At 62.2% G+C, this 19,642-nt stretch carries 21 protein-coding genes and 1 pseudogene; 17 read left to right on the plus strand and 5 right to left on the minus strand.

What is annotated here, in order from left to right:
* Positions 1-67 precede the first annotated feature (67 nt).
* Positions 68-1,003 (plus strand): LysR family transcriptional regulator, encoded by a 936-nt coding sequence (locus tag ATY77_RS15625; RefSeq protein ID WP_088688020.1) that lies wholly within the window; start codon positions 68-70, stop codon positions 1,001-1,003.
* A gap of 43 nt (positions 1,004-1,046) precedes the next feature.
* Here the strand turns inward: ATY77_RS15625 and ATY77_RS15630 are convergent, their stop codons facing one another.
* Positions 1,047-1,670: a TIGR00730 family Rossman fold protein gene (locus tag ATY77_RS15630; RefSeq protein ID WP_088677006.1), complete on the minus strand. Its 624-nt coding sequence runs from the start codon at positions 1,668-1,670 to the stop codon at positions 1,047-1,049.
* 155 nt (positions 1,671-1,825) lie between these two features.
* Here ATY77_RS15630 and ATY77_RS15635 point away from each other — a divergent pair, with 155 nt between their 5' ends.
* The 5 genes from ATY77_RS15635 (at position 1,826) to ATY77_RS32875 (ending at position 8,075) form a co-directional block, all read left to right on the plus strand.
* The gene (locus ATY77_RS15635) at positions 1,826-3,862 is read left to right on the plus strand and encodes a LysM peptidoglycan-binding domain-containing protein (protein WP_088688021.1); all 2,037 of its coding nucleotides are present in this window, start codon (positions 1,826-1,828) and stop codon (positions 3,860-3,862) included.
* Between the two features lie 212 nt (positions 3,863-4,074).
* Positions 4,075-5,952 (plus strand): ABC transporter ATP-binding protein/permease, encoded by a 1,878-nt coding sequence (locus tag ATY77_RS15640; RefSeq protein ID WP_088688022.1) that lies wholly within the window; start codon positions 4,075-4,077, stop codon positions 5,950-5,952.
* 137 nt (positions 5,953-6,089) lie between these two features.
* Positions 6,090-6,788, plus strand: a complete 699-nt coding sequence (locus ATY77_RS15645; RefSeq protein WP_088688023.1) for a phosphatidylserine decarboxylase — start codon at positions 6,090-6,092, stop codon at positions 6,786-6,788.
* A gap of 17 nt (positions 6,789-6,805) precedes the next feature.
* The gene (gene pssA, locus ATY77_RS15650) at positions 6,806-7,651 is read left to right on the plus strand and encodes a CDP-diacylglycerol--serine O-phosphatidyltransferase (RefSeq protein WP_088677002.1); all 846 of its coding nucleotides are present in this window, start codon (positions 6,806-6,808) and stop codon (positions 7,649-7,651) included.
* A 277-nt stretch (positions 7,652-7,928) separates the two neighbouring features.
* Positions 7,929-8,075 carry a hypothetical protein gene (locus tag ATY77_RS32875; RefSeq protein WP_190233715.1) on the plus strand — a complete coding sequence of 49 codons (147 nt, stop codon included), beginning with the start codon at positions 7,929-7,931 and terminating at the stop codon, positions 8,073-8,075.
* Positions 8,076-8,169: 94 nt separating this feature from the next.
* Here ATY77_RS32875 and ATY77_RS15655 read toward each other — a convergent pair.
* Both ATY77_RS15655 and ATY77_RS15660 read right to left on the minus strand, forming a co-directional pair.
* A pseudogene (locus tag ATY77_RS15655) lies at positions 8,170-8,933 on the minus strand (SOS response-associated peptidase).
* Between the two features lie 71 nt (positions 8,934-9,004).
* Positions 9,005-9,325 carry a YnfA family protein gene (locus ATY77_RS15660; RefSeq protein ID WP_088688024.1) on the minus strand — a complete coding sequence of 107 codons (321 nt, stop codon included), beginning with the start codon at positions 9,323-9,325 and terminating at the stop codon, positions 9,005-9,007.
* A 116-nt stretch (positions 9,326-9,441) separates the two neighbouring features.
* Here ATY77_RS15660 and ATY77_RS15665 point away from each other — a divergent pair, with 116 nt between their 5' ends.
* The 8 genes from ATY77_RS15665 (at position 9,442) to ATY77_RS15700 (ending at position 14,614) form a co-directional block, all read left to right on the plus strand.
* The gene (locus ATY77_RS15665; RefSeq protein WP_088688239.1) at positions 9,442-9,876 is read left to right on the plus strand and encodes an NUDIX domain-containing protein; all 435 of its coding nucleotides are present in this window, start codon (positions 9,442-9,444) and stop codon (positions 9,874-9,876) included.
* A 124-nt stretch (positions 9,877-10,000) separates the two neighbouring features.
* On the plus strand, positions 10,001-10,450 hold the full coding sequence (locus ATY77_RS15670; RefSeq protein ID WP_190237647.1) for a TIGR02301 family protein: 450 nt from the start codon (positions 10,001-10,003) through the stop codon (positions 10,448-10,450).
* A 103-nt stretch (positions 10,451-10,553) separates the two neighbouring features.
* Entirely contained in the window at positions 10,554-10,811 is a 258-nt protein-coding gene (locus ATY77_RS15675; protein ID WP_003578293.1) for a hypothetical protein, read from the plus strand.
* A gap of 18 nt (positions 10,812-10,829) precedes the next feature.
* Positions 10,830-11,585: a hypothetical protein gene (locus ATY77_RS15680; RefSeq protein ID WP_088688025.1), complete on the plus strand. Its 756-nt coding sequence runs from the start codon at positions 10,830-10,832 to the stop codon at positions 11,583-11,585.
* Positions 11,586-11,681: 96 nt separating this feature from the next.
* The gene (locus tag ATY77_RS15685) at positions 11,682-12,545 is read left to right on the plus strand and encodes a folate-binding protein YgfZ (RefSeq protein WP_088688026.1); all 864 of its coding nucleotides are present in this window, start codon (positions 11,682-11,684) and stop codon (positions 12,543-12,545) included.
* A complete protein-coding gene (locus ATY77_RS15690; protein WP_088688027.1) occupies positions 12,542-13,150 on the plus strand; it encodes an HD family hydrolase in 609 nt (202 codons plus the stop codon). Before ATY77_RS15685 ends, ATY77_RS15690 begins: the two co-directional genes overlap by 4 nt.
* A complete protein-coding gene (locus tag ATY77_RS15695) occupies positions 13,147-13,677 on the plus strand; it encodes a tyrosine phosphatase family protein (protein WP_088688028.1) in 531 nt (176 codons plus the stop codon). The genes ATY77_RS15690 and ATY77_RS15695 overlap by 4 nt, the downstream gene beginning before the upstream one ends.
* A 58-nt stretch (positions 13,678-13,735) precedes the next feature.
* Positions 13,736-14,614, plus strand: coding sequence for a mechanosensitive ion channel domain-containing protein (locus ATY77_RS15700; RefSeq protein WP_088688029.1), 879 nt, complete (start codon positions 13,736-13,738; stop codon positions 14,612-14,614).
* Between the two features lie 31 nt (positions 14,615-14,645).
* Here the strand turns inward: ATY77_RS15700 and ATY77_RS15705 are convergent, their stop codons facing one another.
* Entirely contained in the window at positions 14,646-15,161 is a 516-nt protein-coding gene (locus ATY77_RS15705) for a superoxide dismutase family protein (RefSeq protein WP_088688030.1), read from the minus strand.
* Positions 15,162-15,287: 126 nt separating this feature from the next.
* The gene (locus ATY77_RS15710; protein ID WP_190237638.1) at positions 15,288-15,641 is read right to left on the minus strand and encodes a hypothetical protein; all 354 of its coding nucleotides are present in this window, start codon (positions 15,639-15,641) and stop codon (positions 15,288-15,290) included.
* A 437-nt stretch (positions 15,642-16,078) separates the two neighbouring features.
* Between ATY77_RS15710 and ATY77_RS15715 the strand changes: the two genes are divergently transcribed.
* From ATY77_RS15715 to ATY77_RS15725, 3 genes are all read left to right on the plus strand, one after another.
* Positions 16,079-17,953, plus strand: coding sequence for an EAL domain-containing protein (locus ATY77_RS15715; RefSeq protein ID WP_088688032.1), 1,875 nt, complete (start codon positions 16,079-16,081; stop codon positions 17,951-17,953).
* Between the two features lie 160 nt (positions 17,954-18,113).
* Positions 18,114-18,758, plus strand: coding sequence for an HD domain-containing protein (locus ATY77_RS15720; protein WP_088688033.1), 645 nt, complete (start codon positions 18,114-18,116; stop codon positions 18,756-18,758).
* A gap of 23 nt (positions 18,759-18,781) precedes the next feature.
* Complete coding sequence (locus ATY77_RS15725; RefSeq protein ID WP_088688034.1) at positions 18,782-19,639, plus strand: MOSC domain-containing protein; 858 nt, start codon at positions 18,782-18,784, stop codon at positions 19,637-19,639.
* Positions 19,640-19,642 lie beyond the last annotated feature (3 nt).

Genomic DNA, 19,642 nt, shown 5'->3' on the forward strand with positions numbered 1-19,642 from the left:
CTGGAACCGGGACAGCGCTGTCTGATGGCTATGGACAGTAAGAAGGATTCATGCAACGATCAAATCGATGAATGAAATTGTCTCCATTGATCATTTCAATTTGTGGTCTTTCGACCTCAATCTGCTGGTCGCGTTCGATGCGCTCATGAAGGAGCGGAGCGTGACGAAAGCTGCTATTCGCCTGAAAATCCAGCAGCCCGCGATGAGCCACAATCTCGGCACTCTCCGGACATTGCTGCAAGATGAGCTGTTTGTGCGTGTCGGCCAGGTCATGCAGCCAACTCATCGGGCGCTGCGTTTCGCCGAAGCCGTAGAGCAGATACTCAGCCGCACGCAGCAGGCGATCGTAACGCCGGCAATCTTCGAGCCCGATCAGGCCGAGCAGATATTCCGCATCGGCTTTTCCAGCGAGCTTGAGGTGCTGCTCGTGCCGCGCCTCGCCGCTATGTTGAACGAGACAGCCCCCGGTATTAAAGTGCTTGCGCGAGCGGTCGACCCGGCACTGGTCCACAAGCTTCTGGACGACAATGTTATCGACCTCGGCGTCGGTTGCTACGATGACGGCAACAACAGACACCGGCGGACCCTGCTGTTCGAGCAATCGCTAATGTGTTGCTACAATCCTCAGCTTCTCGATCTTCCCGAAACTTTGGACCGGGACAGCTATGTCGGGCTGAGGCATGCACTCGTTTCCCAGAAGGACGCCATCGAAGGCTGCATCGATGACGCGTTGAAGCGGATCAACGTGCGACTGGACGTGTCGGTGGCAGCGCCGGAATTCCTGACCGTGCTTACCGCCGTCCTGGAAGCGCCCCTGATCGCGACCCTGCCGACCAGGATCGTGAAGCGGTATGCCGGCCTTTTCGGCTTGGCGACCGCTGAGGTTCCCCTTGATTTAACGGTGAGCCCGATATCGATGGTCTGGTCGGCGGCAAGTGACAATGATCCCGCCAATCAATGGATGCGATCTCAGGTGACCCGGCTTGTTTCGGCCTACAGCTGAATATGCCGGCCACAAGGCTGGGCAATCCGGGGCTCTTGCCCACCTACATCTTCGAGATCACCTCGTCCTCGCCGTCGCGATCGGCGGCGAGCTGGGCTGCCTGGGCCATGATCGCCGGAATGATGCCGGAGACATCGTCGACGATCAGCGGCTGCACCCGGTGGGCCGTGTGCAGGAAGCCTTCCCCGGTCATGTGGCGCAGCAGTTCCATCATCGGATCCCAGAAGCCGTTGATGTTGGCAAAGACCATCGGCTTCTCGTGACGCCCGAGCTGCGCCCAGGTCATGATCTCGACGATCTCTTCCAGCGTGCCGATGCCGCCCGGCAGCGCGACGAAGGCGTCCGAGCGCTCGAACATCGTATGTTTGCGCGCATGCATGTCAGGGGTTACAATGAGTTCGTTGAGCTGACCGAGCGAGTGGCGCGTCGCTTCCATATCGATCAGGAACTCCGGAATAATGCCGGTGACCTGACCGCCGCCTGAAAGCACGCCGCTTGCAACCGCGCCCATGATGCCTTTGGTGCCTCCGCCGTAGACGAGGCGCAGGCCGTATTCGGCGATCTCTCTTCCGAGAGCACGCCCGGCCGCCATGTGTGAGGGATCGCGTCCCGGCCTGGAGCCGCAGTAAACGCAGATGGATCGAATCGATACAGATTGCTCGGTCATAGAGGCGAAACAACTATTCCATTTCAATGCAGTCAAGAAAATTGACTGAAAAGCAGCGTGCCTAGCTTGCCTAATTGCTTTGAATGCTTGTGAAAAGCAACGGGAATCGCTAGCAATTTTAGGTACTACGGCAAATTGCCGCCTTGGGAGACATAATGATGAAAAACCGTGCCGGCTTGCTGGCCCTTGCAGTGCTCGTAATCGCAATCTTACTGATGGTGTTTTTCGTGATGCCGCGCATCGGCGGCGATGCAACCAAGATCGGCGACACAATCAACCAAGCGAGCACGGACCTCAAGAACACGGTTAACGAGGCGGCAAAGACTTCCCGTTCCGCCGTGGCCGATTCGGCTGCCGTCGCCGAACAGGTGGGCCGCCTTTCCGCCGACGCCGGCACTTCGCTTAGCGAACTTAGGACACTGTTTGCCGACGGCAAGGGGCCGGCCATCGATGTCTTCACCGCCGCCAAGACCAAGGCCGTCAACGCGCTGACCGCACTTGCCAATTTTGCGGCTCCCGACGGCGCCGATCCCGCGACGCAGGCCGTGGCCGCCAAGGCCAAGGACGGCGGCGCGAAGGCGCTCGCCATCGTTCAGGCGCTTCCGGAGAATGCCGCCGATGCGCTTGCCGCCATCGCCAAGGCCGAGGCGGCGCTGACCGGTGCGCCCGAGCCTGCGGCCAATACGGCAGCGCAGAATACCGGCCCGAAGCTTCCGGCCTTCGACGTCCTGCGCGTCGAGCCCGATGGCTCGACCGTCATTGCCGGCTCGGCCGAACCGAACAGCAAGCTCGAGGTGCTCGACGGCGAAAAGGTGGTGACGACGGCCGACGTCGATGGGAGCGGCGATTTTGCCGCCGTCCTGGATAACCCGCTTTCGGCGGGCGATCACCAGCTGGTGCTGAAGGCAACCGGCAAGGATGGCAAAAGCACGCTTTCCGAAGAGGTCGCGACCATTTCCGTGCCGAAGGACGGCAACGGCGCCAACCTGCTTGCCATGGTTTCCAAACCCGGTGCGGCGAGCCGCATCATCACCGCGCCGAAAGCTGGAACCGAGGTTGCCGATGCCTCCAATGCACCGGCTGCAGGCACTGCGGCTTCCTCTGAGGCGCCCGCTGCGACCCCCGCTCCAACAGGCGAGCTGGCGCTGCAGACGCCGGGCTTGCCCGACGCCTCCTCCGGCAGCGCCAATAGCGCGCCCGCCGTGCCAGGCACGGCGGAACCCGACAAGGCAGCCGTGCCTGATGTGATGGTCAATGCCGTCGAGATCGAGGGCAACAAAATCTTCATCGCCGGCACGACGCGCGCCAATGCCAAGGTCCTCGGCTATGCCGACGACAGCCTCATCGGCCAGGATACGGCCGGCTCTGACGGCCATTTCGTCATTGACGGCGTGGCGGCACTCTCGGTCGGCGACCACAAGATCCGCGTCGATGTCGTCGATCCTGCCGGCAAAGTGATCGTGCGCGCCGCCGTGACTTTTAACCGCCCGGCGGGCGATCAGGTCAGGGTCGCAGCGCAATCGGCTCCGGTCGATGCGAACGGCGCCTCTTCGCTCGTCCCCCTCGACGAGGGCGAGCTCGGCAAGCGCAAGGCCGAGGCCGGCAAGGCCTTCGGCCTGCTGAAGGGCCTGTTTGCCGATGGCAAGCAGCCTGGCGCCGAACAGCTTGCGGCCGCCCGCTCGGCAACGGAATTTGCCCTGCGCTCGGTCGTGGATTTCCGCCCCGAAGCGGACGCGCCCGACACGTTCAAGCGGGCATCCGGCGCCGCCTCGCAGACGGCCTCCACTGCGCTGACCCTGCTTCAGGGCCTGCCGAAGGATGCGAAATCGGTCGGGGCCTCTATCGACCGGCTCGGCGCGCTGATCGCCGAACTCAACGCCGCGCCCGCGCCGGCCGCACCGGCTGCACCCGCCTCCAACGATGCAGCGAGCAACGAGCCTAAGACGATCGAGCAGGCGCCGCTGACGGCAAACAATGCCGCGGTCATCATCCGCCGCGGCGATACGCTCTGGCAGATCTCGCGCCGCACCTATGGGCTGGGCGTGCGTTACACGACGATCTACATGGCCAACGAGGACAAGATCATCAATCCCGATCGCATCCGCCCCGGCCAGATCTTCGGCCTGCCGAAGGACGCCCTGCCGAACGCCGAAGAACTGCACCGCAAACGCCTTTCCCGCGAGCACCTCTAAGGCCAGCAAAACCATCTGGACGAGCCGGGCGGGTAACCGCCCGGCTTACCTTTTCCAGAACCCCGCCTCGTTGCATTCGTCCGGCCGGCACCCTATCTGGCGATGGCGGCTCCGGGTCACGGGAACGCTTTCAGATATGTCCCACGGTCCGGGCTTTGCCGGGCATCGAAGCGCCGCCATCGCGGCAAGTCCCATCCGGACTGGAGACAGGCATGGCAAACGGCAAAACAGTCTCGGAATCCCATCTCCTCAGGACGCTTCTCAACCTCTGGCCCTATATGTGGCCGGCCGGCCGGGCCGATCTGAAGATGCGCGTCGTCTGGGCCTCGGTCTACCTGCTGATCTCCAAGTTCGTCCTGCTGCTCGTCCCCTATTTCTTCAAATGGTCGACCGATGCGCTGAACGGCAGGATGGATCTCGCCGGCACCGTGCCGCCGCTGCTTGCCGGCGCCATCGCGCTTGTCATCGCCTATAACGTCACCCGGCTGATCCAGCTTGGCCTCAACCAGTTGCGCGACGCGCTGTTTGCCAGTGTCGGGCAGCATGCGGTGCGCCAGCTCGCCTACAGAACCTTCGTGCACATGCACGAGCTGTCGCTGCGCTTTCATCTGGAGCGCAAGACCGGCGGGCTCTCGCGCATCATCGAGCGCGGCACCAAGGGCATCGAGACGATCGTGCGCTTCACGATCCTCAATTCGGTGCCAACGGTCATCGAGTTCCTGCTGACGGCGGCGATCTTCTGGTGGGGTTACGGCTTCTCCTATCTCGCCGTCACCGCCTTTACGGTCTGGGCCTATATTTGGTTCACGATCCGCGCATCCGACTGGCGCATCGCCATCCGCCGGTCGATGAACGATAGCGATACCGACGCCAACACCAAAGCGATCGACTCCCTCCTCAATTTCGAAACCGTCAAATATTTCGGCAATGAGGAGATGGAGGCGAAACGCTTCGACAAGTCGATGGAGCGCTACGAGAAGGCAGCGACCGATGTCTGGACCTCGCTCGGCTGGTTGAACTTCGGCCAGGGCGTCATCTTCGGCATCGGCACCACGATCATGCTGGTGCTGTCGGCGCTGGCGGTGCAGCGCGGCGAGCAGACGGTCGGCGATTTCGTCTTCGTCAATTCGATGCTGCTGCAGCTTGCCGCACCGCTCAATTTCATCGGCTTCGTCTATCGCGAAATCCGCCAGGGGCTGACCGACATCGAGCAGATGTTCGAGCTTCTGGAAGTGGAAGCCGAGGTCGTCGACGCGCCCGGTGCGGCCGAGCTTCGCATCGGTCAGGGCGCGATCTCCTTCAAGGACGTGCATTTCGCCTATGATCCGGCACGTCCCATACTGAAGGGCATTTCCTTCGAGGTGCCGGCCGGCAAGACGGTCGCCGTCGTCGGCCCGTCGGGCGCCGGCAAATCGACGCTGTCGCGCCTGCTCTATCGTTTCTACGATATCCAGAGCGGCACGATCACCGTCGACGGCCAGGATATCCGCTCCGTGACGCAGAAGAGCTTGCGCTCTCATATCGGCATGGTGCCGCAGGATACGGTGCTCTTCAACGACACGGTCGCCTACAATATCCGCTACGGCCGCACGTCAGCCAGCGAAGGCGAAGTGTATGCGGCGGCCGAGGTGGCGCAGATCGCCCATTTCATCGAGATGCTGCCGGAGGGTTTCGAGACCAAGGTCGGCGAGCGCGGACTCAAGCTTTCGGGCGGCGAGAAGCAGCGGGTGGCGATCGCCCGCACCATCCTGAAGGCGCCGCCGATCCTCATCCTCGACGAGGCGACATCGGCGCTCGACACGACGACGGAACGCGAAATCCAGACGGCGCTCGATGTCGTTTCGAAGAACCGGACGACACTGGTCATCGCCCACCGGCTTTCGACCGTCATCGGCGCTGACGAGATCATCGTGCTCAAAAGCGGCGAGATCGCCGAACGCGGAACCCATGCCGCCCTCCTCGAAAAGAACGGCCTCTATGCCTCGATGTGGAACCGCCAGCGCGAGGCGACGCAGGCCGAGGAACATCTGAAGCAGGTGCGCGAAAGCGACGACATGGGCGTCGTCACGCGGCTTGCCCCGGCAAACTAATCGGGAACCCGAATGCCGCCGCCGGCTTTTGTTGTTCAGAACCTTGGCATGCGAGCCGGGGTTGAGCCCGCAGCATTGCCGAGAAGGCGGTTTTTCGCTAACCAGCAAAAAACGACAACGCAAGGAGACCGGCAGCCATGAGCCTGTTCGACACGGTTCGCAACACGATCGTCCCCGTGCACAAGGAGGGGTATCCCTTCGTCGCAGCCTTCTTCGTCGCCTCACTGGTGCTCGGCTGGATCTTCAAGCCGCTCTTCTGGATCGGCATGATCTTGACGCTGTGGTGCGCCTATTTCTTCCGTGACCCCGAGCGCTTGACGCCCCAGGACGACGATCTGGTGATCTCTCCGGCCGACGGCAAGGTCTCGGCGATCCAGATGGTGACGCCGCCGGCAGAGCTTAACCTCGGCTCCGAGCCGATGCTGCGCATCTCGGTCTTCATGAACGTTTTCAACTGCCATGTGAACCGGGCGCCGATGCGCGGGCGGATCGCCAGCATCAACTACCGCTCCGGCAGCTTCGTCAACGCCGAACTCGACAAGGCGAGCGAGGACAATGAACGCAACGGACTGGTGATCGAAACGGCTCACGGCCAGATCGGCGTCGTTCAGATCGCCGGCCTCGTCGCCCGACGGATCCTCTGCTGGGCGAACCCCAACGAGCCGGTGGATGCCGGCGAGCGCTTCGGGCTGATCCGTTTCGGCTCGCGGCTCGACGTCTTCCTGCCCGCAGGCGCTGCGCCGCGCGTGTCGCTCGGCCAGACGGCAATTGCGGGGGAAACCGTCATCGCCGAATTTGCCTCCGCCAAGGGCCCCATCATCAGCCGCCGCAGCTAGGAAGATTGGAACGCGATATGGAAACGCCTTTTCCGCCTTTCGAACCCAACGGACCCGATGATTCTGCACGCGGTCCGCGTCTGCGCGAAATCCCGTTTCGGCTCGTCTTTCCGAACCTCATCACCATCCTGGCGATCTGTGCCGGCTTGACCGGCATCCGGCTGGCGTTCGAAAACCGTTACGAGCTTGCCGTCGCCATGGTGCTGCTCGCCGCCTTCCTCGATGGTATCGATGGGCGCGTGGCGCGGCTGATGAAGGCGACCTCCAAGTTCGGCGCGCAGATGGATTCGCTTGCCGATATCGTCAATTTCGGGGTCGCGCCCGCGCTCGTCGTCTATGTCTTCGCGCTCGACCAGGCCCGCTCGCTCGGCTGGATCGCCGCGCTGATCTATGCAATCGCCGCCGGGCTTCGGCTTGCCCGTTTCAATGTCATGGCCGAACGCGAAAACAAGGCGACCTGGCAGTCGGAATATTTTGTCGGGGTGCCGGCGCCTGCCGGAGCCATGCTGGTGCTGCTGCCGGTCTATCTCGGTTTCCTCGGGCTCGCGACCGACCGCACCTTCGCCTATATCTCGTCGATCTATACCGTGTGCATCGCCTTCCTGCTGATCAGCCGGCTGCCGGTCTGGTCCGGGAAATCGGAAGGCAACCGGCTGCGGCGCGATCTGGTGCTGCCGATGATGCTCGGCGTCGTGCTCTACGTGGCGCTGCTGATGAGCTACACCTGGGAGGTGATGGTCTTCACCGTCGCGGCCTACCTCGTATCGCTACCCTTCGGCGCGCGGAAATGGCGCCGGAAATACGGGACGCTGACGATCGAGGAACCCGGCGTCGGCGACGACGACATCGGCCGGCACATCTGACTCTAAAGCACTCCCGATTTCTCCAGGTCGCGGAAATAGTCCTCTCCCCTCATTCCCGGCGGGGAGTGCCATGGGCTTTTTTTCCGGAAAAGCCTCCGCGCGCTTTTATTGGAACCACCCCTTTCAGTAAGTATTAACCAACGTAGGCTTCAGTTAAGCCTCGCGAATTATGGTGCGTGTTTACAATTCCTGATAAGCGACGTCGCCGTTTTGTCGCTATTTTTGACCAAACAGGAAACTATAAACAGCCAGGGACGAACCACGTAAGGAGAGTATCGTGACTTCGAAGAAGAACAGTACCGGCGAACCGCAGGCCGCCAAGCCGGATCTCGCCGCCAACTACCGTCCGGTCGGACTGAAGGCCGTTGCCGCAGCATCGCTGATGGCGAAAAATAAGCCGGCCGGCGTCAAAAAATCCGCATAAAGCGTAGGATCGAAGAGGCGATCGCCTGCTGACGCAAGTCGGGCAAGACGAGCGAAGCGGATGCGAAGCCAGGCAAGAAGCGGCGGATGCCGTTTCAGAAGAAACTGAGCTGGGCGTCGTCCGGCTTCTGCTTCTCAGGCGCTTGGGCCGGCTTTTCGATGGCAACAGGCTCCTGCAGGTCAGGTCCCATATTGGCGACCTTGTTGACCTTGTCCGAGACTGGTATGGCCTCGAAGAAATCCTCCTGAACGGGCCTCATCAAGTCGACCACCTCGCGCGGCTCCCGCGTCTTGCAATCCAGCCAGCGGGAGAAATCCTCAGGCTTGATGACGACAGGCATGCGGTCGTGGATCGCGGATATGCCGGAATTGGCCGCAGTCGTCAGGATCGCGCCGGTATCAACCTCGGATCCGTCTGCCGAGGACCACGTCTCCATCAATCCGGCAAAAGCGATGACGCCCCCCGTTGCGGCCTGATCCAATAGGCCTGCGGCTTCTCGCCGCTTTCCTTGGATGGACGATGCCATTCATAGAAGCCGGTCGCCGGAATCAGTACCCGGCGATGGCGCATGGCGGCGCGGAAGGAGGCCTTGCCGATCGCGGTCTCGGCGCGGGCATTGATCAGCAGCGGGAATTCCTTCGGATCCTTGACCCAGGCGGGCGTGAGGCCCCAGCGCACGAGCACGGCGCGACGGTCGGCCAGGTTGCTGCTCCGCTCCCTGCCCTCGCCCTCTATGACGACGAGGATCGGCTGGGTCGGCGCGATGTTGTAGCGCGCCGGAAAGTCGTCGAGATCGAGACCGGAGAAGATATCGCGCAGGTCGGCGCTGGAGCTTGTCAGGGCGAAACGTCCACACACGCCCTGTCTTTGCACCCTGCCCGTGTCAGGTCAAGCCGCCCAAAGCGCTGCTCAGTTTCACACGGCAGGCTTCAGCCTCTCGGACCAAAGAGGATGATACTCGCCCCGCCAAGGCAGATCAGCGCCCCTGAAATGTCGTAGCGATCCGGCACGCGGCTTTCGATCAGCCAGAGCCAGAGCAGCGAAGCAAGGATATAGATGCCGCCATAGGCGGCGTAGGTGCGGCCGGCCGCCTCGCTCGGCACCAGCGTCAACAGCCAAGCGAAAAGCGCCAGAGAGACCATGCCCGGGACCAGCCACCAGATGGGCTTGCCGAGCTTCAGCCATGCCCAGAAGGCGAAACAGCCGGCGATTTCGAAGACGGCGGCAAAGCCGTAAATGATGTAAGTCATGGAAGCCCTTTCGATCCGCCACGACTATCCCCGCGAAAAGTGGGGAAGCCAAGAAGGGACGAGGTGCAAATGTCGGCTCATGAGATAGGATGGGTCATCCGAGCCACGAGCAGCCGATGATTTCCACCGCCAAAGCCGCCTCTTCCGCCATTCTTGAACGCGACGGACGATTCCTTCTGGTGTTACGGCGCAATCCGCCTTCCGCCGACATGTATGCCTTTCCCGGCGGACGGGCCGAGCCGGGCGAAACGCCGGAGCAGACGGCGCTTCGGGAATTTCATGAGGAAACCGGCATCTCGGCCCGCAATCCACGGCTGTTTTCGAGCTATGACCTCAAAACCCATGCTGCCGACGGCAGCGTCAGCAGCCATTTCCTGCTCTCGGTCTTTCGAGTGGATGCGGATCCCGATGCCGTGGCTGAAGCGGCCGACGATGCAGCCGCACTCGGCTGGTACACGGTGGAGGAAATCCGGCAGCTGCCTGTGCCGCAGAGCGTGCTCGAATGCGCCGAGCGACTGGAACAGGACAGATTTCAGGCCGACTCGCCCTGAAATCTGAATCCTGTTCTGAATTGAAAGTTAGAGCATGATGTGGTCCGAAAACCGCTCACACTTTTCGGCATCATGCTCCGCGGCGAATAGAAGTGGAAATTATCCGGCCCGCCTTGTTGCCGTCATGCTCAACGTATCAACTGATCGCATGATTCCTCTTCGGCGCGTCTTTCTGTTCCTGCTCCTCCTGGCCGGCCCCACGCTGGCGCAGGGCAAGAACACGCCGCCGCCTCCACCAGTGCAGGAAACTGCGCCGCCGGCGCCTCTAATCGTGCCCTATGACGACAAGCTGGCGCGGTTCGCCGAGGTTCTGGGCTCCGTGCATTACCTCAGGACGCTCTGCAAGGCGGCGGGCGGCGACGAGTGGCGAAGGGGCATGCAGCGGCTGCTCGATTCAGAAGCGGGCGGCGAGCCGCAGCGCAAGGAAAGGCTCACTGCAGCCTTCAATCGCGGCTATCGCGCCTTCGCTTCGGTCTACACGGATTGCACCGCGGCGGCCATCGTGGCAGAAGAGCGCTACCGTAACGAAGGTGCAACACTCGCCACAGAAATTACTTCGCGCTTTGGAAATTGACGTTTAATTAACCTGTTTTCGCATGCGGACGTGTCGTTTTGGGAAAAGGCTGTTAGTGTTGTTAACGGTGCAGTAAGACATGAGAAGTTCTGAGGAAAAGACAATGGAAGCAAGCCTCAACGAAATCGACGACATGATCGTCCACGAGAAGATGCAGGCGGCTCTGGAGTACCAGAACGAGGCTTGGGCCGACGGCATGGCCGACGGAATCGAGCCTGAAATCATCGCCGACGCCGCCATTGCGCATGCACTGCGCGAGACGATCAGATTGCACGGGGAAAGCAGCGCCGAAGCCCTGCTGGATTCGTTGCGCGAGCGCATGCTGGCCGGCGAATTCTCCGCAAACCGCACCCTGCAATAACCGATATCAGAGAGTTTGATGCGCACCGGTAAAGAGAAAGTTTCGCGAATCCCGCTCGCGCCGGTGCTGCTTGCGTTCAGCCTGACCGGCAATATTTTCCTGGCGCCGGCAGCTTACGCCCTTTCCGAACTGCACAAAATCCCCGGCCAGGCCGCCAATGAAGCGCCGTCCGCGCAGGGAAGCGGTCAAGGGCAGAGCCAGCCCCAGGGCAGGGCCACTCCCGGCGTTCCCATGGCCGATCCGCTGGTCAGCAGCCAGAACAATCAGGGTGTCGACAAAACGCCGGGTGCACAGGATGCTTCCAAGCCCGCCGAGGTGATCTACGATATCAGCAAGGCGCCCGAGCCGGTTCGCAAGCTGCGCGAACAGATCGTCGAGGCGGCCGCCTCCGGCGATCTCGAGCGGCTGCGGCCGCTGATGGGCGCCGGCGCCGACCAGACGCAGGTCACGGTCGGCGAGCCGACCGACGACCCGATCAGCACGCTGAAGGACCTTTCGGGCGATCCGGATGGAGACGAGATCCTCGCCATCATGCTCGATATCATCTCGACCGGCTTCGTGCATGTCGGCGCAGGCACGCCCGACGAAATGTATGTCTGGCCCTATTTTGCCGAGAAGGACCTGAAGTCGCTGACGCCGCCGGAGCGCGTCGAGCTGCTGCGCATCGTCACCGCTGGCGATCTTTCCGACATGCAGGAGTTCGGCGGATATAATTTCTACCGGCTCGGCATCACGCCTGCCGGCAAATGGAAATTCTTCACCGCGGGCGACTGACGCGCCGCGCTTCGCGCTGTGGCGCCTTGCATGACGCTTGCGATCCATCCTGCAAAGACATACCTCTGAGCGAAGACCAACGCGACGGGTTCCGCCATGCCAGACGTATTCCTGAAAGACCGTGCACTGCTCTTCGTCAGCGGTGCGGAAGCCCAATCCTTCCTGCAGAACCTGATCACCACCGATATCGTTTCGCTGGGCGTCGACGAGGCGCGGCCGGGGGCACTGCTGACGCCGCAAGGCAAGATCCTGTTCGATTTCATGATCTGGCGGGAGGGCGACGGATATATGCTCGAAACGGATGCCGGCCAGCGCGACGGACTGCTGAAGCGACTGACGATGTACAAGCTGCGCGCCGCCGTTACGCTTGCGGCGCATGCCGAAGAAGGCGTCACCGTTTCCTGGAGTGACGATGCCGATGGCGTCCCGGGCGTCCGGGACAGCCAGGGCGTCCGAGACAGCCGCTTCGCCAAGGCGGGTGTCACCCTGGTTCGCCGGGCAGGACGGCATGGCGACGACGCGGAGGCCCTGTACGACGCACTGCGCATCAGCGACGGCATTGTCACCTCGGGAGCGGATTTCGCCCTGCAGGACGCCTTCCCGCATGACGTGCTGATGGACCTGAATGGCGGTCTTTCCTTCAAGAAGGGTTGCTATGTCGGCCAGGAGGTCGTCTCACGCATGCAGCACCGCGGTACCGCCCGCCGACGCGTCGTCACGGTTTCCGCCGCGACCGCCTTGCCGGAAACGGGGGCGGAGATCACCGCGGCCGGCAAACCCGTCGGCACGCTCGGTTCGGTCGAAGGCGGCAAGGGACTGGCGATCGTGCGCATCGATCGCGCCGGCGCCGCGATAGCGGCGGGCACGCCGCTGCTCGCCGGCGAAACGACGGTTTCTCTCGCGCTGCCGGAATGGTCCGGCCTTGTCTTCCCCACGAGCGCCGACGAGGCCAGCGCGTGACAATGGCGAAAGCTCCGCGTGCCTGGCAACGCATGCTGTCCGGACGCAGGCTCGATCTGCTCGACCCCTCGCCTCTCGACGTCGAACTCATCGACATCGCCCATGGACTTGCGCGCGTTGCCCGCTGGAATGGCCAGACTTCGGGCGATTATGCCTTTTCGGTGGCGCAGCACAGCCTCCTCGTCGAAGATATCTTCCGGCGCTTCAACGATGCCAGGCCGGAGGAATGCCTGATGGCGCTGCTGCATGACGCACCTGAATATGTGATCGGCGACATGATCTCGCCGTTCAAATCGGTGGTCGGCGGCGGGTATAAGGCGGTGGAAACGCGGCTGGAAGCCGCCGTGCATCTGCGCTTCGGCCTCCCCCCGCATCCCTCGCGCGACCTCAAGGAGCGGATCAAAAAGGCCGATACGATCGCCGCCTATTTCGAGGCGACGGTGCTCGCAGGCTTCACGCCCGCCGAAGCACAGAAATTCTTCGGTCAGCCGCGCGGCATCAGCAGGGACATGCTAATGATCGAGCCGCTGCCGGCTCTCGCCGCGCAGCGGCTGTTCTGCGAGCGCTTCGCGGCAATCGAGGCCGAGCGGGGGATGGCATCGTGAGCTTCATCGTCGTTTCGCCGCTGTCTCGCATCGCGGAAATGGCGGTGCGCCACAAGGCGCGCGACATGATCAGCCTGATCGCCAAGGAGCAGGCCTTTCATCGGCCGGCAGTGATTGCGGCCGAGCGTCATCTGACACTCGGCATGAACGACATCAGCTTCAAGGGCACCGGCGATCTCGTGGCGCCTGACGAGACGCACGTTCGAGCCCTGATCGACTTTGCCGCCTCATGGCGTCAGGAGACACCACTGCTCATCCATTGCTGGATGGGCGTATCCCGCTCTCCGGCGGCCGCGCTGATCGCTGCCCTGTCGCTGGCACCCGATCAGAGCGAGGAAGAGCTTGCAAACAGGCTGCGGACCGCCTCGCCTTTCGCCACGCCGAATGCCCGGCTGATCGAAATCGGCGATGCCCTGCTTAACCGCGGCGGCCGGCTGGTTACGGCCGTGCGGGCAATCGGCCGTGGCGCCGATGCTGACGGCAACGCGCCTTTCCTGCTCGCGATCAAAGACACCGCCAGCGGTTGACGCTACCGCGCCCTGCTCCATCTAGCCCCACGACGCATGATCAGCAGGGCCAGAATCTATGGAACAACAGGCAAACGATGTCCTCCTCGCCACGCGCACAGCGCTGAGCCAGGCAAGCGCGCTCGCCGTACAATATTCCTTCTCCATTCTCGGGGCAGTGATCCTGCTCGTCGTCGGCTGGACGCTGGCCGGCTTCATCAGCCGCTGGGCCTATGAAGGCCTGTCGCGCATCCATGGCATCGACGAAACGCTGGCGCGCTTCTTCACCAATGTGGTGCGCTATGCGCTGCTCATCCTTGTGTTCATTACCGTGCTCGGCCAGTTCGGCGTCCAGACTGCTTCGATCATCGCGACGCTCGGCGCGGCGGGCCTGGCGATCGGTCTGGCGCTCCAGGGGACGCTGCAGAATATCGCAGCCGGCATCATGCTCTTGGTCCTCAGGCCGTTTCGCGTCGGCGAATATATCGAGACCAGCAGCGTGGCCGGCACGGTGCGCGAGATCGGATTGTTTGCGACAGAACTCAGGACCGGCGACGGGCTCTATCGGCTGGCGCCGAATTCGACGCTCTGGAACACGCCGATTACCAACTTCAGCCGCGAACCGACGCGGCAGAACGACCTGAAGATCAACATTTCTCGTGAGGACGACCTTGATCTGGCGATGGAGACGTTGATGGGCACTGCCAAACGCAATCCCAAGGTGCTGACGTCACCGGCACCCAGCGTTTTCATCGACAGCCTTGGTGACAGCACAATATCGGTCACGCTGCGCTACTGGGCAAAGACGGGTGACTGGTGGCAGGTGAGCCGGGACATGGTGAAGCGGGTAAAGCTTGCCTTCGACGAAAAGGACGATCCGGCCGCTATGTCGGACGATCCGGCGCCCGGAAAAAGGTCCAACGGCACCGCGACGGCCGAAAAGCCAACGCGGCAGTGAAATATTTTAGCGCGGAAGCGGCTCGTCGGCTTTATTGGACGACGCCGCAGGAAAGTCTTTCCCCGGCGTCGCCGGAAGGCTGGCTGCGATAATCATCCGAATTGTCGTGCACCATCAATGCCCGACCGCGAATACCGTCGGTCTTGCCGTCGAGGGTAACCATTGTGTTGAAGATCTGCGCCCTCAGCACGCCGTCCTGTCCGACATATTGATTGGGCATGTCGCCGGGGTGCGGCCCCTTGGCGGCCAGAATGCCGTGCTCCGCCGTCTCGGGGTTGAAATGGCCGCCCGCCGATTCATGATGGGTCGCGGCGTCGCAACGGCCGGTCTCGTGAACATGGAAGGCCACCCATTTGTTCACGGGCAGTCCTGATATCTCGACTTCGATCAGGACGCCGCCATTGGCGGCGGCCGTCAACTGCGCGCGGCCGTCCTCCTTGCCGTCCTTATCGACGAAATTGGCGACCGCCGTCTGCTTCTCCTGGGCGCCTGCCGGAAATGCAACAGCAAGCAAGCTCAGGGCGGCAATGGTGCACATGGCTTTCATGGAGATTTCCTTCCGTCCGGTTGTCTTTTTGAACGTGTCAGCCCGGAAGGTGTTCCTGATGCAAGGCCCGGAATGAGAAAAGCCGGCCAAACGGCCGGCTTGCAGATCGTCAGGTTGACACGCCACTCAGGCCACGGCGTTGAAATCGAACTGGCCGTAGGTGTTGCGATAGAGAGCGTCGGACTGATCGCCGGTGGAAGGCGCGGTCTGCTGCAACGGATAGGGAACAGCGATGCTGTTGGCCACGTCGCTGTGACGCGTATCCATCATCAGCGCGACGAGGCTGCCGGAGAACTTCGGCTGCGCATCGCTTGCCTGGTCCTCTTCCAGGATTTCCTTGATGATGCCGGGCTTCTCGTCCGCAGCGCGTTCGCCGCGGCTGAGCACGCCGTCGCCATTGGCATCGAGCCGGGACAGCGTCGCCAGATATGCATATGAAGTGTCTGAAACGGATGTGGTGCGGGTCATACAAACCTCCATTCACCGCCTTCTGCCGGTGGTGTTTGTACGCAATACGAAGGTGAGAAATCAGGTGTTGAAGTGGTGGTTAAACTGATTTGCGCAGTGCGTCAATAAGTTGTTAACCTCTGCTTAACGATGATTGACAAAACCTAAAGGAGCACCGGGTAAGAGCTTTCGGCCCTCTCCAGCCGGCCGCATACCCCGTATTTCAGAGGTTTTTCACATATAAAACAAATGCATGAGCGGATGCATATCTCTGCTGCAATGCAACCGAATATTAATTCGGACCATACAAAGTGAGAGGCGCAAATCACTACCAGACCGTTTATCCTGCAGAAAATCAATTTCTGAGCACCATTGGGGAAAGTTTCCATGTCCGGCGCGATGAGGTACGTCCATCAGAGGAAGACGCGTTCCGCCGTTGCCGTCACCACCTCCCTGCAAGACGCACCCACATGAAAGCCGAGACGCTCTTCTGGCAGCAATGTGCGCAGGCCGTCACAGCGGATGGCTCGATCGACGCGCAGCGTCTGATGGATCTCGTTATAGCAACCTATCGCAGCCACGAAAGCGACTATGGCGAAATCGAGAGAAGTGTCGAAACGCTGCTGAGGGAAACCCGAGCGCTGAAAGGCGAGGTTGCCTCGGTCACGCAGGCATTCGAGGAACAGAAAGAGCTCTTCGAAGTCATTCTCGACAACCTGCCGCTCGGCCTCAGCGTCTTCGACGCCGATCAGCGGCTGAGCTTTTCCAACACCCGCTTCCGTCAGCTCTTCGGCCTCAAGCGAGAAGATGTCGATGCGGGTGCGACGATTGCCGATCTCATCGGCAGAATCCGCGGCACGGAGAGCGCCGGCGCGAGGCCCGACCAGCGGAGCAGAAAGCATTCCACCGCGACCGCAAGAAACGACAGCCTTCGCCGGCGTGAATGGCGAATGGACGATGGCCGCATCATCCAGAGCATGGTGACCATCCTTGCGGACGGCAGCAGTATCGCAATCCATGCCGATATTACCGACGATCGAAAGGCAGCCGAGCGCATCACCTATCTCGCGCACCACGACCCGCTGACCGGCCTTCCGAACCGCATCCATTTCCGCGAGCAGGTCGATGCAGCACTCGCCGAGCGCAGGCCGGACGAGCAGATCGCGCTCGTGCATCTCAATCTCGACCGGTTCAAATCGATCAACAACACGATGGGTGCTTCGGCCGGCGACAAGATCCTGCAGCAGGTTGCCGATCGTATCCGCGCCTCGGCCGGGGGAAACATCCTAGCGCGGCTCGGTTCGGACGAATTCGCCATTCTCCAGACCGGCAGGCAGCAGCCGTGGAACGTCACGGCGCTTGCCGACCAGATCCGCCGGGAACTATCCGAACCGTTCCTCCGCGGCGAAAAACAGATGGAACTCAGCGTCTCCATGGGCATCGCGGTCGCGCCTGGGGATGGCGAGGAAACCGATGTGCTGCTGAAACATGCCGGCGTGGCCCTCTCGCACGCCAAGGCGGACGGACGCAAGCGCGAGCGCTTCTTCACCGACGAGATGGAGGCGCAGATGCAACTGCGCCATGCGCTGGAGGCCGACCTCAGAGCCGCCATGCAGAAGGAAGAATTCGAGCTGCATTACCAGCCGCTCTACGATCTTTCGCAGCGGCGCATCTGCGGCTTCGAGGCTCTCATCCGCTGGAACCACCCGATCCGGGGCCGCGTTTCGCCGATGGATTTCATCCCCCTTGCGGAGGAACTCGGCCTCATCGTCGATATCGGCCGCTGGGTTTTGCGCCAGGCCTGCAGCGATGCGGCGCAATGGCCGGAGGAGATCAAGGTTGCCGTCAACGTTTCGGCGATCCAGTTCAGCGGCACCGACCTGCCGCAGGATGTCAGTGAGGCCCTTGCCGCCGCCTCGCTGTCGCCATCGCGGCTTGAACTGGAGATCACGGAGAGCGTGCTGATGGAAAATCTCTCCGAGGTGCTGCCGATCCTGCATGCGCTGAAGGAGCGCGGCATCCGCATCTCGATGGACGATTTCGGCACCGGCTATTCGTCGCTGAGCTACCTCTCGAGCTTCCCCTTCGACAAGATCAAGATCGACAAATCCTTCGTCAACGACATTGCCGACAACAAGGAGGCTCATGCGATCATGCGCGCCATCATCCTGCTCGGCGATGCGCTCGGCATGCGCGTCACCGTCGAGGGCGTCGAAACCGCCGCGCAAGTGGCGCTGCTCGAATGCGAGGAATGCGACGAGATCCAGGGCTACTACATCAGTCAGCCGAGGCCGGCGCGCGACATTCCCCATCTTCTCTCGCTGCCGCCGAAGACGGCAGCATGAGGAGTTATTCCGAAGCCGCCTCGATTGCGACTCGCGCGGCAAGCCGGTACTAGAACTTAGGCTCTGCAGATCTCGCTGCGAAACCCGTGTCTGCCCGCCTGCTTCCGGCTTCGGCCGGTCTTCCATCGACAGCCCGATTTTCTCAACGACAGGTGACGCAATGTTCATGGCCGAGGCCTTCTCTCCTCATGAAACGCTTGCAGCAGCACTGGTCCCGCATGCGGCTGAAGGCGACGACGGCTCGCACGACCTCGCCCATATCCTGCGCGTCTTCAAGAACGCCATGCGCATCCATGCCGGGGAAGGCGGAGACGGGCGCGTTCTTGCCGCCTCCGTACTTCTGCACGACTGCGTTGCGGTCGAGAAGAATTCACCGCTGAGGGCAAGGGCATCGGCGCTGGCGGCCGAGAAGGCATCTTCGATCCTGGCAGAACTCGGCTGGAGCAGAGAAGATATCGACGCCGTGGCCCATGCCATCACCGCCCACAGCTTCTCGGCCGGCGTCGCGCCGCAGACGATGGAGGCAAAGATCCTGCAGGATGCCGACCGTCTGGACGCGATCGGCATGGTCGGCGCGGCACGCTGCTTCTATATCGGCGGGCGCTTGGGGTCAGGGCTTTACGATCCATTCGATCCGGCTGGGGCCAACCGGCCGCTCGACGACAAGCGCTATGCCATTGACCACTTCCAGACGAAGCTGTTCAAACTGGCGGAAGGATTCCAGACCGAGACCGGCCGCAGGCTGGCGGCGGCGCGCGACAAGAGCCTGCGCGACTTTCTCTCGGCCTTCATGGACGAAATTTAGGGGACGAAACCCAGGAGAACGGCATGCGTGTCAGCGACCTCTTCATCTACCCTCTCAAGAGCGCTCGCGGCATTGCGCTGCCCGCCGCCGAGATCGACGCCTACGGGCTTCCCGGCGACCGGCGGGCGATGATTACCGATGCGCAGGGCCACTTCATCACTCAGCGCGAATTGCCGGACCTCGCACGCATCAACGTGCGATCCGAATCGGGCGCCTTCCGGCTGCTGATGCAGGGAAGGCAGGACATAGCAGTACCGCCGCCTCAGCCTGAAAGCCGCATGGATGTGACCGTGTGGAAATCGACCGTCAGCGCCGCTGTTGCCGACCCGGAAAGCAACCACCAGCTGTCCGAATGGCTCGGCCGCGAGGTGCGGCTGGTCTTCTTCGACGGGCAAGCGCGGCGCACGGCAAACGTCGAATGGGCCGGGGAAGGCACGCCCGTCAGCTTCACCGACGGCTATCAAATCCTGGTGACGACGACCGGCTCGCTGAAAGCGTTGAATGCCGATCTCGCCGCCCATGGGGAGGGAAGCGTCGGCATGGAACGCTTCCGCCCGAACATCGTCATCGACACCGACGAGGCCTGGCCGGAGGACCGCTGGGCGGCGATCGAGATCGCCGGCATCCGTTTCGATCTCGTCAAACCCTGCTCGCGCTGCATCATGACGACGCAGGACCAGCAGACCGGTTCGCGCGACGTGGCAAACCCGATGCCCGCCATGGGCCGCATTCGCATGTCGGCTGACCGGCGTGTGCCCGGCCCGCTCTTCGGCTGGAACGCCACGCCGCGCGGCAGCGGCCGGATCTCGATCGGAGACGCCGTCCGCATCCTCGAAGAGAGACCCGAAGGCTGGGCGCTCAAGCGCCGCGCCGCAGCCTGATCG

Origin of the sequence: Rhizobium sp. R634 (genome assembly GCF_002211305.1) — a bacterium.
In the GTDB taxonomy this organism is placed as follows: Bacteria; Pseudomonadota; Alphaproteobacteria; order Rhizobiales; family Rhizobiaceae; genus Rhizobium.

Excerpts from the sequence above, each read along its gene's own strand:
- ATY77_RS15725 (WP_088688034.1), top strand. The coding sequence starts at position 18,782 with ATGCGTGTCAGCGACCTCTTCATCTACCCTCTCAAGAGCGCTCGCGGC.
- ATY77_RS15685 (WP_088688026.1), top strand. The coding sequence starts at position 11,682 with ATGCCAGACGTATTCCTGAAAGACCGTGCACTGCTCTTCGTCAGCGGT.
- ATY77_RS15640 (WP_088688022.1), top strand. The coding sequence starts at position 4,075 with ATGGCAAACGGCAAAACAGTCTCGGAATCCCATCTCCTCAGGACGCTT.
- ATY77_RS15675 (WP_003578293.1), top strand. The coding sequence starts at position 10,554 with ATGGAAGCAAGCCTCAACGAAATCGACGACATGATCGTCCACGAGAAG.
- ATY77_RS15700 (WP_088688029.1), top strand. The coding sequence starts at position 13,736 with ATGGAACAACAGGCAAACGATGTCCTCCTCGCCACGCGCACAGCGCTG.
- ATY77_RS15715 (WP_088688032.1), top strand. The coding sequence starts at position 16,079 with ATGAAAGCCGAGACGCTCTTCTGGCAGCAATGTGCGCAGGCCGTCACA.
- ATY77_RS15710 (WP_190237638.1), bottom strand. The coding sequence starts at position 15,641 with ATGGAGGTTTGTATGACCCGCACCACATCCGTTTCAGACACTTCATAT.
- ATY77_RS15670 (WP_190237647.1), top strand. The coding sequence starts at position 10,001 with ATGCTCAACGTATCAACTGATCGCATGATTCCTCTTCGGCGCGTCTTT.
- ATY77_RS15665 (WP_088688239.1), top strand. The coding sequence starts at position 9,442 with ATGATTTCCACCGCCAAAGCCGCCTCTTCCGCCATTCTTGAACGCGAC.
- ATY77_RS15720 (WP_088688033.1), top strand. The coding sequence starts at position 18,114 with ATGTTCATGGCCGAGGCCTTCTCTCCTCATGAAACGCTTGCAGCAGCA.
- ATY77_RS15680 (WP_088688025.1), top strand. The coding sequence starts at position 10,830 with ATGCGCACCGGTAAAGAGAAAGTTTCGCGAATCCCGCTCGCGCCGGTG.
- ATY77_RS15660 (WP_088688024.1), bottom strand. The coding sequence starts at position 9,325 with ATGACTTACATCATTTACGGCTTTGCCGCCGTCTTCGAAATCGCCGGC.
- ATY77_RS15705 (WP_088688030.1), bottom strand. The coding sequence starts at position 15,161 with ATGAAAGCCATGTGCACCATTGCCGCCCTGAGCTTGCTTGCTGTTGCA.
- ATY77_RS15645 (WP_088688023.1), top strand. The coding sequence starts at position 6,090 with ATGAGCCTGTTCGACACGGTTCGCAACACGATCGTCCCCGTGCACAAG.
- ATY77_RS15625 (WP_088688020.1), top strand. The coding sequence starts at position 68 with ATGAATGAAATTGTCTCCATTGATCATTTCAATTTGTGGTCTTTCGAC.
- ATY77_RS15630 (WP_088677006.1), bottom strand. The coding sequence starts at position 1,670 with ATGACCGAGCAATCTGTATCGATTCGATCCATCTGCGTTTACTGCGGC.
- ATY77_RS15635 (WP_088688021.1), top strand. The coding sequence starts at position 1,826 with ATGATGAAAAACCGTGCCGGCTTGCTGGCCCTTGCAGTGCTCGTAATC.
- pssA (WP_088677002.1), top strand. The coding sequence starts at position 6,806 with ATGGAAACGCCTTTTCCGCCTTTCGAACCCAACGGACCCGATGATTCT.